Origin of the sequence: Mesorhizobium sp. M0040, assembly GCF_040323505.1 — a bacterium.
In the GTDB taxonomy this organism is placed as follows: domain Bacteria; phylum Pseudomonadota; class Alphaproteobacteria; order Rhizobiales; family Rhizobiaceae; genus Mesorhizobium.
Window position 1 is genome coordinate 24,417 of the sequence record NZ_JAMYVA010000008.1, and the last position, 12,650, is coordinate 37,066.

Below are 12,650 nucleotides of genomic sequence, written 5' to 3' on the forward strand. Positions count from 1 at the left end.
GTTGTGATGCTCTTGGTCAGTGCCCCGATCTTGGGTGTGCCGGAGAAGACTGCTTTGACCAAGGTCATCGACAGCGGCTGGCTGACCATGGGGGAGCAGGTACGAGCCTTCGAACAAGCTTTTGCGGACGTTCATGATGCGGAGGATTGCGTCGCGGTCAGTTCTTGCACCGCAGCGCTTCATCTCATTTTGCACGCACTTGGCATCGGACCGGGCGACGAGGTGCTGGTGCCATCCTTGACGTTCGTGGCGACCGCAAATGCGGTCCTCTATGTCGGTGCGACGCCGGTTTTCGTCGACATCGAGTCAGCCGACGTGCCGCTGATGTCGATCGTGGAAGCCGAAGCGAAATGCACGGCCCGCACCAAGGCAATCATTCTCGTTCATTTCGCCGGCTACCTCGCCGATCGGGAACAATGGCAGAGGCTCGCCCGTGCCCGGGGGCTGCACATCGTCGAGGACGCGGCGCATGCGCCGGGCTTGAAGGAGGTGGGGACATTTGGTGCCGCAGCCGCCTTCAGCTTCTACGGCAACAAGAACATGACCACGGCGGAAGGCGGGGCTGTGATCGCCAGGGATGCCGGTCTGCTCGAGACAATCCGCCAGGCGCGTGGACATGGGATGACCACCGGGACGCGTCAGAGGCTGAACAGCCGCACCCCTCAGTATGATGTCACCATGCTCGGATTCAACTATCGCATGGATGAATTGCGGGCTGCGATCGGACTGGTCCAGCTGCAAAATCTGCAGGAGTGGAATGAGATCAGGCGTATCCTGGTCATGCTGTATCGCCGTCTCATAGCGAAGCATTGCCCGGCCGTGACCATCCCGTTCCACGAGCCGCGGACGTCGGCCTACCACATCATGCCTATCCTTTTGCCACGTTACGCCGACAGGCAAGACGTCATCGACGCACTGCGCGGGCAAGGGATACAAACCACTATCCACTACCCGCCGGTGCACCAGATGACGCTCTATCGTGAGCTCATTCCCGGTACTCACTTACCGCGCACTGAAGATTTCGCGCAGCGCGAACTGACTGTACCGCTGCATCCGCAGATCACCGCGCCATTGGTCGAATCGGTAGTCGTCGCTCTTGCCGCGGCGGTCAATAATTGCGCTCAGACAGGAACAGCCGCATGAATGCCCTGGACCTAGCCATTCACCGGTCTAACGTCTCGAGCGCCGCCCATGGGTCTGCGAGACGAGCAATCGATCTCGTCATTGCGGCAGCCGCGGCGATCGTCTTCGCCCCGCTGATGCTGCTGATTGCCGTGGCGCTGCTGCTGGAAGGCGGTCGGCCCATCTTCTTCACACAGACCCGCGTCGGGGCCGGTGCTCGCCCATTCCGCATGTACAAGTTCCGCAAGTTCAGCGTGCAATGCGACCCCGGTGGCTTGGCTCTGACCATGGCCGATGACAGCCGCATGACGCCGATAGGACGGTTCCTCGCCGTCACCAAGTTCGACGAACTGCCACAGCTTTGGAACGTCTTCAGAGGCGAGATGGCAATCATCGGGCCACGCCCGGAGAGCCTTGCCTTCGCCGATTGTTTTCGCGGGGGCTTCGAAGACGTTTTACAATACAAGCCAGGCTTGCTGGGTCCAGCCCAGGTTCTCTTCCGGCATGAAGCCCGTTTCTATCCGCGATCGGTGGACCCGCTACTGTTCTATCGCCAGGTTCTGTTTCCTGCCAAAGCCAGGCTCGACCTTTCCTATTATCCGCAGCGCACGATCGGCTCCGATGTTGTGTGGATGGTGCGCGGCTTGCTGGCGGTGCTTGGCGTGGTTTCGCCGCCGCCGATTGGACCTTGAGAGCAGGTGGGACATCCGCGCTCTCGTGGATTTGCAAAGTCAGTGCCTCACGTCATAGGGGGAACGCTTGGGTCATGGCATACAAGGGCAGGAAAGTTCTGGTTACGGGTGCCGACGGGTTCATCGGTTCTCATCTCACCGAAGCACTCGTCCGCAGCGGCGCCGACGTCACCGCGCTGGCACTCTACAATTCCTTCGACAGCCACGGCTGGCTGGACGATTTGCCCGTCACCATACGAAGCCAGTTGAATCTCGTCCGCGGCGATGTTCGCGACAGCGCGTTCCTTAACCGGATCGTGCGTGGCCAGGCGGTCGTGTTTCATCTCGCCGCACTGATAGCTATCCCGTATTCGTATGCCGCTGCCCAGTCCTATGTGGAGACCAACATCCTGGGCACGGTCAACGTTCTCGAAGCGGCGCGCCAATGGGAGACGGAGCGTGTAGTGCACACTTCGACAAGCGAGGTTTACGGCACCGCGCTGACAATGCCTATCAGCGAATCCCACCCGTTGCAGGGACAGTCACCATATTCGGCATCCAAGATCGGCGCGGACATGATGGCGGAGTCCTACGCCAGATCGTTCGACATCCCCGTGGTCATCATGCGGCCCTTCAATACGTACGGCCCGCGCCAGAGTGAGCGGGCCATCGTACCGACCATTATACGCCAGGCTCTCGACAAAAAATGCCCGGCGATCATGGTGGGAGACACAAGCCCGATCCGCGATCTTACTTTCGTGGAAGACACCGCGGCGGCGTTTTTGACCGCAGGTTCGGCCGAGCTCGAATTTGGCCATGCCTACAACGCCGGAAGCCAGCGCGCTGTGACGATCTCGGACATATTGGATCTGGTGATCGAGTTGAGTGGCTGCAAGAAACCAATCCACCGGGACGAGCGCCGCCTGCGGCCGCAGAATTCCGAGGTGCGTGCCTTGCTGGCCGATTCTTCGCTCCTCGAAAGTAAGACTGGATGGCGTGCCCAGACCAGCCTGCGCGAAGGCTTGGAGCGGACCATCGGATGGTGGCAAGGGCGCCTCAGCGAAGGCCGGGTGCGACACGAAATGGGTTACATGACATGAGCTTTCGCCCGGGAGGATTGGCTCCGCTGTTGATTGCGGCCGCGGTATCGCCGGATTCGAGCCAGAAGGAGATTGTCGCCCATGGTCCTCGTTGATCGAATCCTTATTGTCGTGCTCGGCATGCTGGCTGCCATGGATACGGCTGCTGCAGCGGAACCGCGGGTCGCCTATCGACTTTCTGCCGGCGACACCGTCGAGATTGGAATTGCCTCCATCCCGGAGCGAACGCAACGTGCGGTGGTCCAGATGGACGGCACGATCGCGCTTCCCGAAGTCGGTATGGTTTCGGTGGGCGGCTTAACTCCGGCTGAACTGCAAACGCGCATGCAGACGATCTTGCCGACCAAGATATTCCACCAGCGTCTGCCTGATGGGCGGGAGCAAATGATCGTCATCAAGCCGACAGACGTGACCGCCGTGGTTGCGGAGTACAGACCGATCTATGTGACCGGCGACGTGCTCACTCCCGGACAGCAGGCCTACCGCCCGCTGATGACCGTGCGGCAGGCGATTGCCGTGTCAGGCGGTTTCAGCCTTTTGCGGTCCCGGGCAAACCAGGTTGGCCCAGATCCGGTGGATCTGCGGCGCGATTACGAGTCGCTTTGGGGGGAATATACGAGAGATTATTTTCATAGCGCCCGCATCCGCGCCGAACTTCAGGACAAACCGACTTTCGACATGCAGCCACCACAAGGATCTCCCTTGCCGGCAAGTTTTGCGTCGGCGATCGCGCAGGCTGAAGCGGAAGGGCTGAAGCTCTCGTTGGACAACTTCCAGCAAGAGCAGGGCTTTCTGGATAAAAGCGGCAAGGATGCCGCCGCACAAACCGAGACCTTGCTCAAACGCGAGCAGGCCGAAGCGGATGGGGTGAAGGCGGACGAAGACGATCTGGCGCGCGTAAGGAAAGCGTTTGAGTCCGGAAATCTCACCAACAACCGGCTCGCCGACGTTCGGCGCGCTTTGGTTCTCTCTTCCAGCCGGGCACTCGAAACGTCGGTTGAGCTTATGAGAGCACGACGTCAGCAGGACGATTTTGCCAGACAGCACGAACGCAATGACAACCAAAGAAGGATGGGTCTGCTGATCGAGTTGAAGGATACCAACGTGCGCCTTGCCGACGTTAGCGCAAGGCTTCGCGCCGCCAGCCAAAAGTTGCAGCCCACGGGAGCTGCCGCACTGCCGTTGCCGGTTGCCGGCGAGAAGGTCCAGGCCGAGGTCACGATCATTCGCAAGGTCGGCGAAGAATGGCGAAAACAGCTTGCCCAAGAAGACACCGAGGTCATGCCGGGAGACACGATCGAGGTCAGATTCAGCAGCGCTCTCGAAAATGCGGCGACCCGATAGATCGGGCCGCGTTTCGCAACCGCTTTATTGCCTGAAGGCCCTGGAAAACTGGTCGGTAAGGGGCTTCATCAAGTAGGACCAGACACTGCGCTCGTCGGTTCTTATGTGGACTTCGGCGGGCATGCCCGGTTTGAGTATTTTCTCTCCTGTCAGGCACGTCGCTTCATTCTCGACGTCGATGCGCGCCGAAAAAAAGGAAAGCTGGCGTTGCTGATCCTTGATCAGATCCGCTGAGACGCGCTTGACCGAGCCTTCGCAAGCAGGTGTGGTGCCGGCGTCGAACGCTGGAAAGCGGATCGACACCTGCTGTCCGGGATGAATCTCATCGATACGCGACGGAGGAATGGAAGCGTCGACGACAAGGTTGTCGGAATCGGGCACAATCATCATGAGCACCTCTCCTGCGCCAATCACGCCTCCTACGGTATGGACCGAGGATTCTTGTACTGTGCCCGATTGCGGGGCACGAATGTCTGTCCGGCTGAGTTCGTCTTCGGCCACCACCTTGCGCTCACTGAGCTCGGTCTGCTTGGCTTCCGTTTCGCGAAGTTCGTTGGTCACGTCGCTCCGCATTTGTTCGTCGAGCTGAAGCACCTGCAGGTCCGTTTCACTGATGTGAGCTTGTACCTCTGCTATCGCTGCGACAAGGCGTCCCGATTCGCCGCGAGCCCGGGTCTTGTCCAGGCTGACATTGCTCAACCTCTCCTTGGACACCAACTTCTTTGCGTAGAGAGATGCGACATCGGCAAGGTTCTTGGTCAGCAGATCCAGAGACTCGTCCGTTGCAGACTGCTGCGATTTGAGGCCATCGATCTGACGTTCCAGCTGCTTCGCGCGGCTTTGTAATTGTGCCTTCTGGCCAGCCAGCGCCGCAGCACGGCTTTCAAACAAGGCACGCTCGCCACTGACAAGTGCCACCACTTGCGGGTCGCCCATTTGAGCGCGAAGGTCGGGCGGGATCTGCATTTCCGGCAGACCCTGGCGCTCGGCCTCCAGTCGGGCCAGACGAATGGTGGCGCGATTGAGGTCCTCGGTGATTATCTGCAGGTTTGCTCGGGTCAATGTGTTGTCCAGCCTGACCAACACATCGCCGGCCTTCACATGATCGCCGTCCTGCGCGAAGATTCCGCCGATGGTGCCGCCGGTTTGATGCTGGACTTTTTTAATGTTGCTTTCGACCACCACGGTTGCGGGCGCAATCACCGCGCCGGCAATCTTGGTCAATCCCAACCAGAGCCCTCCGCCAAAGATCAACAGCAAGCTGGTTGCCAGGCCCAAGAGCAGATTGGCCCGGATGCCATCCGGCTCTGGCTTCGTCTCCAACGAACGGCTTTCGCCACCGGCTGCGACGTATGACGACACGGCAACAGCAGAGCGATACCTCGCATATGCCCGGCTGCACCTTTGTGCGGCGGAACTACAATGTGCTGCTAGGCTCCGGACCAGAGTACCCCAGGGTGGATTGGCTCGAATCCCATCCGGCTCCGGCTTCTCCCCGGTCGGCTGGCCTTCGCCGCCAACCGCAGCATATGACGACATGGTCACGTTAGACACTAAGCAATACCTCACGCATGCCCGCTTGCACCGTGCTGCAGCGGAACGACAATGCTTGGCTTGTCCGGGCGCGGGAAGGGCCGGATCACATTTGCCAGAACGTCTTCGCGCGAGCCGAACGAATGGAGCATCCCGTTCGACAGGACGAGTACCTGATCGATGTTGACGAGAGCGGAGGGGCGATGCGCAACGACGATCACGATACCGCCGCGCTGACGCACTGCCAGGATTGCGCCGGCCAAAGCAGCATCACCGTCTGCATCCAGATTGGAATTTGGTTCGTCAAGAACGACGAGGAATGGATCGCCGTAAAGTGCCCTGGCAAGCCCGACGAGCTGCCTCTGCCCAGCCGAAAGGGCCGCGCCGCCTTCTCCGATGCGTGTTTGAAAACCCTGCGGAAGACGCATGATCATCTTGTCCACGCCCGCAGCCTTGGCAGCTGCCAGCACGCCTTTTGCGTCGCGCTTGCCGCCGAACCTCGAAATGTTGTCGGCGATCGTCCCGTCGAACAGCTCAACGTCCTGCGGAAGGTAGCCAATATGAATGCCGAGCAGTTCTGAATTCCACTGATCGAGCGAGGCGCCGTCCAATCTTACCGTGCCACGAAGCGGCTTCCATGCCCCGACCAAAGCGCGCACGAGCGTGGTCTTGCCGGAGCCGCTCGGGCCGACGACAGCCAACCCTGCGCCTCTCGCCAAGCGGAAGCTTACATTGAAGATGGTGGGCTTCTGCAGGCTTGGTGGCGCGACGGTCAATTCCTCGACCGCAAGCTCAGCCTTCGGGCCGGGCAGTTCCATTGGCTCTTGCTGGCTATCAAAAGCATCCAGGGCTGCCGACAGCTCGGTATAGCTTTTGCGGGTTGCCAGAAACCCTCTCCAGTTTGCGATCGCCACATCGACCGGCGCCAGCGAGCGGCCCAGCAATATGGACGATGCAATGATCACGCCAGGCGAGGCCTCGCCGCCGATCACAAGGTAGGCACCAAGCCCTAGCACACATGATTGCAGGGCCATTCGGAGCGTCTTCGACAGTGAGCTTGCTGCGCCGACGACGTCGGAGAGCCGTTCCTGGTTCTTCAGATAAAGATGACTGACCTCGTTCCAGCGCCGGCTAAGCGGGGCGGAAAGGCCCATCGCCTGAACAACCTCTGCGTTGCGGCGGCCGGAGTCGGCCAGAAGCCGCTGCGCTACGAGTGTCTCAGATGCACGAGCCGCAGGTTTGCGGCCGATGATCTCGGCAACCACCGTCAAAAACACAACGGCACATGCGCCGAGCGTTGCCAGCACGCCAAGCGCGGGGTGCAGCAGATAGATGACCACCATATAAAATGGTATCCAGGGAGCGTCGAATAAGACTGTCGGCCCGAGCCCGGAAAGAAAGCCACGTAGCTGGTCCAGATCACGAAGCGGATGTACCCGGTTCGCATCCGGCCCGGCGACGAGGGGCAGGGAAAGCGAGGCTGCGAACGCTTTTTGCTGCAGATTTCTATGCAGGCGGCTGCCGATGCGGACCAACAGGCGAAGCCTCACGAAATCGAGGAGCCCATAGGCCGCGTAAAGTCCCAGCATCCCGACTGTAAATCCGACAAGAGTCGGCACGCTCTGCGAAGGCAGCACGCGGTCATAGACCTGGAGCATGTAGACGGAGCCGGTCAAGGCGAGGATATTTATCAATGCCGAGAAAACGCCTACGCCGACGAGGCCGTGCACACAGCCGAACATTGCGGAGCGGAGATCGAGCGAGCGCCCTTTGGTCGACTTCATGATGTGCGCTCGTTGACGCGAAATTGCCGCGCAATCTCGTCGATTCTTTCGATGAGGGACAAACTTTAACCTTCCGGGAAGCAGCAGCCCCGCCCCGCTGCTGGAACATTACGAATTGCTTACATACGTGCCTTCTTTGATTAAAATGTAGCAAAATCGTGACGCCAGGCTCAGAATTCGGCAACCGGCTCGCCAGGCTGGGGATAACCGGGTCGAGTAAGGAGATATTCCTAATCATGACACGGCGCAGAAGCTTATGGTCATCTTTGTAGCATCAAGGCTTCGAAGCGTCTGGGGAGGGATCGGTTTTGATTTTGTCGATCGAGAGTTAAACGGTTTTGAGATACACTTCATCGGTACGCAATTGTCGGCCACCAACGCCGGCTAAATCGGGGAGGCGAGTGTCGTGAGCGAAGAGATCAATGTTGCCGATGCCTACGGCAGGGGGCGCAGCACCTTCATGGGATTGCAGTTGCTGGTCTCGCCCGGTGCGCTTGTTCCTCGGCCGGAAACGGAACTGCTCGGCAAGGCCGCTCTCGATGTCCTGAGCCAACTGAACCTGCCGGTGCCTCGCGTTGTCGACATGTGCTGTGGGGCGGGCAATCTGGCGTGCGCCATCGCGCACCACGCTCCCACCGCGCGCGTGTGGGCAAGCGATCTTACCGACGGATGCGTGGAGGTCGCGCGCCGCAACGTCATCCATCTTGAAATCGAGGACCGGGTAACGGTGCTTCAGGGCGACTTGTTCAGCGCCTTCTCAGGCTTGGAGCTCGACGGCACGATCGACGTGATCGTTTGCAACCCGCCCTACATTTCGGAAAAACGGCTCGAGGGCGACCGTTCGCATCTGGTCGAGCTCGAGCCGCGTGAAGCATTCGCAGCCGGCCCCTACGGCCTGAGCATCCACATGCGGGTGCTCAAGGAGGCGCCGCGCTATTTGCGGCGCGGAGGCATCCTGCTTTTCGAGGTGGGGCTTGGCCAGGACCGGCAGGTCATGAGTTTGCTCGAGCGTTCCAAGGCCTATGAGGGTATCCGGGCAGTCACCAACCAGGCCGGTGAGGGCAGGGTGGTTGTGGGACATACGAGGGCGCAGGCGTAAGCATCGCAGCCGCGGCAGGTAGACGCGCTGTCGCGGCTAGAAACGGCCGGGAAGTTGAAACAGAGTTGCGCGAGATTTCGGCGATCAGTTTCTCTTGCGTCAGTTTCTCTTGCGCATGACGTATTGCGCAATTCCCTCGATGGAATCGAGATTCTCCGGCAGCAGCTCGCTGTCTTCGACCGTGATGCCGAAGGTCTCCTCGATGAAGCCGATAACCTCGAGCACACCCGTCGAGTCCACGATGCCCTGGTCGAGTAGCGAGGTGTCGCTCTCCAGGCTCTCGGGATCGGCTATATAGAAATTCGAAGCCAGGAAAGCGCGAATTTGTTCGCTGCAGGTATCGGTTCTATCCTTGGTAGATAACATTGATTTCGCCTCCGGTACAAAAGATGAATGCTGATCAACTTCGCCCTGGTACCGACTCATGACAGGGCCGTTTTTTTGAGCTTACCCGTGTCGGTCATCGGCAGACTGGGTACGATGACGATGGACTTCGGAACCATGAAGTTTTCCAGCCGTCTCTGGCACTCTTTCTGCAACTGCTTTTCACCGATCATGCTTCCCTGCTCCATCACGACAAATGCCTTCACTGCTTGCCCGAGCAGCTCGTCCGGAACGCCGATGACCGCGGCTTCCCGTACGCCCGCAATGTTCATCAACACGTTTTCCACCTCCTTCGGCGCTATCTTCTCTCCGCGCGATTTTATGATCTCGTCGCCGCGACCGACGAAGTAGAGATAGCCCTCGGCGTCCATCCGGCAGTAGTCGCCGGTGTATAGGACCTGCTCACCCGGCAGCGGGCCGGGCTTGAGCTTCCTGGCTGTCGCCTCCGGCTTGCCCCAATAGCCCTTCATCACCGTCGCTCCGCGGATGACGAGCTGACCAACGATGCCGGGGCCGACCCGCCTGTCATGCTCGTCGACAATCCACATTTCCGTATTGGGGATGGCGATCCCGACGCTCGACGGCTTTCGCTCCAGATCCTCCGGCGGCAGGTAGGTGCAACGCTTGCATTCGGTAAGGCCGTACATCGAATAAATGCGGGCGCCAGAAAACAGCTCCTGCAGCAGGAGAATGTGCTTGAGCGGCAGGGCGGCCGCAGTGTTCGTGACGTAGCGGATACTCGAAAAATCCTGATCCCTGAGAGACCTGAGCTCCCCGAGTGCGGCGAAGATGGTCGGTACGCCGGGAAAACCCGTCACCCTTTCTTGCTTGATCAGCCCAAGGATCTGCGCCGGGAAGGCGAACGAGCGCTCAAGCACCAGCCGGGCGCCCGCGCCGAATGCCATGATCATCTGGTAAAGACCGTAGTCGAAGGCGAGCGGCAGGACATTGAGGATCACCTCGTCTTCGGCAAGCGCCAGGTATGAGGAAATCGAGGCGCACGCGGCGATCATGTTTCGATGCGTCAGCATCACGCCCTTGGGCTCGCCCGTCGAGCCGGACGTATAAATGATCGCAGCGAGATCGATGTCGATGCAGCGGCGCGCGGGCGGCGTGCTGCGGGCTGCCGCGACCGCGGCGTCCCAGCGCACAGCATGCGGCAATTCTTGCAGGTCGCTGTGTTCGATCGGCCCGGAGACGATCATGCGGCGCAACGATGGGCAATTCCGCGCCGGCTCCCTGAAAATCGAGTGCAGGTGTTTGTCGGTGATCAGTGCCGTCGGGCGGCAATCGTTGAGCAGATAATCAAGCTTGTCGCTTTTGGTGAGCGGATTGACGATGCACACCACGGCGTTGGCCTTGAGCACCGCCCAGAACGCAATGACGGCCTCGACAGTGTTGTCGGCGAAGACCACCACGCGATCGCCACGCGCAATTCCGGCATCGGTCAAATGGTGCGCTATGGCGTTCGAACGCATATCGAGATCGCCATAGGTGACACGTTGATTGCCGCACACCAGGGCCACCTTCTCGCCGAGCCGGCTGGCAGAGTGGGTGAGATAGTCGCGCAGGAGCGGTACGGCGCCATGCATCATGCGAGCACCTCTTCGCGGTGTTCGCGGTCGATATCGATGCTGAGCTTGAGCGTGCGAGCCCCACTTGGACGGCTCGCGATAAATTGCCGATGAAGAAGCTGCGTCGACAGCACCCCGACCAGCGCCATATTGTCGGAGTTGGACAGGTCGCCGTCGCCGGCGCTGGCCTGGCACTTGTTCAGGAGCCGGGTAACCGACTTGGGATCGAAGACGTTCGCTTCGCGCAGCGCCGCCTCCGAAAGTGCTTCGCGAATGTAGGCCGGAGCGCCATCTGCGACAAAGCAAAGCGCGTTGGGGGCCCGGTAAGGCTGCTTCTTGCGGGTGACGATTTCCGACGGCACGATCGGTTGCGCTACGCGCTTCAGCACATGCTTTTCATCGAGCACGCGCAGCTTGTAGGCGGCAGGAAGCGAATTCGCGAGTCTCACGAGTTCATGATCGAGGAACGGGAAGCGCCCCTCGACGGAATGAGCCATCAGCATTCTGTCCCCTTGTGAGGAAAGCAGGTATCCCGACATCAGCGTCTGAATCTCTATATACTGGTCCTGCGCAAGAGAGCCCCATCGCGAAAACTCCGGCGGCAGGCGGGCAAGCAGCTCGGACACGGCGTTGCGGCGCTCCGTTTGGGCGCGCATGTCTGCCGAAAACAGCCGCTTGATGGCGCTTGTGGTACGCCAGCGCGTGCCATGCGCAAAACCAGGCGCGTCACAGGCGTGGATGTCGCGCCCGAAGAACTGGCGTGCCATCGCCTGCTGCTGCACCGGCGAGCGGCTGAGATAGGGATAGAGGCGCTCCAGCAGCCGCGAGCGTCGCGTCGAGGCGGGCTGGCGTCCCCAGAAGCGGCGGACCTTGCCCTCGCGGAACAAATCGTAGCCGGCGAACATTTCGTCGGCCCCTTCGCCGGTCAGCACGACCTTGATGCCGTGCTGGCGCACCAGTCTCGAGAGCAGGAACAGCGGCGCCGGCGCGGTCCTGAGGATTGGCCGCTCGGTGTGGTAGATCACCTCAGGGAAGATGCCAGCGATATCGCTGCGCGAAACAACCACCTCATGATGGTCACTGCCGGCCACGCCGGCAACCAGGCGCTGGAAATGCGTCTCATCATACTCGGCGTCGGCAAAACGCAGCGAGAAAGTCTGGAAGCGCTCGCCCGCGAAGCGTCTCCCCAGCGTGGCGACCAGCGAGCTGTCGAGCCCGCCGGACAAATAGCAGCCGACCGGCACGTCGGCGCGTACTATCCTGAGCGCCGTCGCGGCTTCCAGGGCGCTGCGCACTTCCTCCACCGCGTCATCAAGCGAGCCGGTGAATTCATCATCGCCGGGTCCGTCAACCTCTGGATAGTCAGGCTTCCAAAAAGCCCGCTCCCGGACGACGCCGCTGTCATAAATGCGGACATGCCCCGGCGTGAGTTCGCTTACTCCTCCAAACACGCCTTGTGGCGGCGCGACAGTCCAGAGTGTGAAAGTCTGATCGATGCCGGCTGGATCGAAGGCGCGGGGTATATCCGCATCGGCCGCGAAAATGGCCTTCACCTCGCTGGCGAAGTAAAGCCGTCCGCCATGCTCGCAAAAGTGCAGCGGGCAGATGCCGAACCGATCCCGCGACAAGACGAGACGACCTGCCACGGAGTCCCAGATGGCGACTGCCCACTGCCCATTCATTCGCTCGAAGGCGGCCTCGCCCCAGGCATGATAGGCATGGACGATGACCTCGGTGTCGCTGCGTGTGCGAAAGCGATAACCGAGCGCGACCAGGTCTTGTCGCAGCTCGACGTAATTGAAGATTTCGCCGTTGAAGACGATCCACATTGTGTCGCCCGCGCCGGCGAGTGGCTGCTGGCCGCTTGCGAGATCGATGACGGACAGGCGGGCATGCGCCAATCCCGCACGTCTGTCCCGGTAAAGGCCGCGTTCGTCCGGGCCGCGATGCGCCAGCGCGCCCGCCATGCGTATCAGCGCATCGCGGGAAGGGGGCGCCGCTGCGGCGCTCAGCGACACAATTCCGGCGATGCCGCACAT

10 protein-coding genes are annotated in these 12,650 nt (G+C 60.6%); 5 read left to right on the forward strand and 5 right to left on the reverse strand.

Annotated elements, in window-relative coordinates:
- Positions 1-6 precede the first annotated feature (6 nt).
- The 4 genes from NKJ91_RS09515 (at position 7) to NKJ91_RS09530 (ending at position 4,237) form a co-directional block, all read left to right on the forward strand.
- Positions 7-1,143 (forward strand): DegT/DnrJ/EryC1/StrS family aminotransferase, encoded by a 1,137-nt coding sequence (locus tag NKJ91_RS09515; protein WP_023675620.1) that lies wholly within the window; start codon positions 7-9, stop codon positions 1,141-1,143.
- Positions 1,140-1,814 (forward strand): sugar transferase, encoded by a 675-nt coding sequence (locus tag NKJ91_RS09520; protein ID WP_023675621.1) that lies wholly within the window; start codon positions 1,140-1,142, stop codon positions 1,812-1,814. Before NKJ91_RS09515 ends, NKJ91_RS09520 begins: the two co-directional genes overlap by 4 nt.
- Positions 1,815-1,888: 74 nt before the next feature.
- On the forward strand, positions 1,889-2,893 hold the full coding sequence (locus NKJ91_RS09525; RefSeq protein ID WP_352455324.1) for an SDR family NAD(P)-dependent oxidoreductase: 1,005 nt from the start codon (positions 1,889-1,891) through the stop codon (positions 2,891-2,893).
- Between the two features lie 81 nt (positions 2,894-2,974).
- A complete protein-coding gene (locus NKJ91_RS09530; protein WP_352455325.1) occupies positions 2,975-4,237 on the forward strand; it encodes a polysaccharide biosynthesis/export family protein in 1,263 nt (420 codons plus the stop codon).
- Between the two features lie 24 nt (positions 4,238-4,261).
- Here NKJ91_RS09530 and NKJ91_RS09535 read toward each other — a convergent pair whose 3' ends face one another.
- Both NKJ91_RS09535 and NKJ91_RS09540 read right to left on the reverse strand, forming a co-directional pair.
- Positions 4,262-5,560 (reverse strand): HlyD family type I secretion periplasmic adaptor subunit, encoded by a 1,299-nt coding sequence (locus tag NKJ91_RS09535; protein WP_352455326.1) that lies wholly within the window; start codon positions 5,558-5,560, stop codon positions 4,262-4,264.
- Between the two features lie 242 nt (positions 5,561-5,802).
- Positions 5,803-7,554, reverse strand: coding sequence for a type I secretion system permease/ATPase (locus NKJ91_RS09540; protein ID WP_352455327.1), 1,752 nt, complete (start codon positions 7,552-7,554; stop codon positions 5,803-5,805).
- 406 nt (positions 7,555-7,960) lie between these two features.
- Here NKJ91_RS09540 and NKJ91_RS09545 point away from each other — a divergent pair, with 406 nt between their 5' ends.
- Positions 7,961-8,653 (forward strand): N5-glutamine methyltransferase family protein, encoded by a 693-nt coding sequence (locus NKJ91_RS09545; RefSeq protein WP_352455328.1) that lies wholly within the window; start codon positions 7,961-7,963, stop codon positions 8,651-8,653.
- A gap of 99 nt (positions 8,654-8,752) precedes the next feature.
- Here the strand turns inward: NKJ91_RS09545 and NKJ91_RS09550 are convergent, their stop codons facing one another.
- Genes NKJ91_RS09550 through asnB form a run of 3 tightly spaced genes read right to left on the reverse strand, consistent with a single transcriptional unit; the run spans position 8,753 to position 12,650 of the window.
- Positions 8,753-9,019 carry an acyl carrier protein gene (locus tag NKJ91_RS09550; protein ID WP_023675628.1) on the reverse strand — a complete coding sequence of 89 codons (267 nt, stop codon included), beginning with the start codon at positions 9,017-9,019 and terminating at the stop codon, positions 8,753-8,755.
- 56 nt (positions 9,020-9,075) lie between these two features.
- On the reverse strand, positions 9,076-10,632 hold the full coding sequence (locus NKJ91_RS09555) for a class I adenylate-forming enzyme family protein (RefSeq protein ID WP_352455329.1): 1,557 nt from the start codon (positions 10,630-10,632) through the stop codon (positions 9,076-9,078).
- Positions 10,629-12,650, reverse strand: a complete 2,022-nt coding sequence (asnB, locus tag NKJ91_RS09560) for an asparagine synthase (glutamine-hydrolyzing) (RefSeq protein ID WP_352455330.1) — start codon at positions 12,648-12,650, stop codon at positions 10,629-10,631. Before asnB ends, NKJ91_RS09555 begins: the two co-directional genes overlap by 4 nt.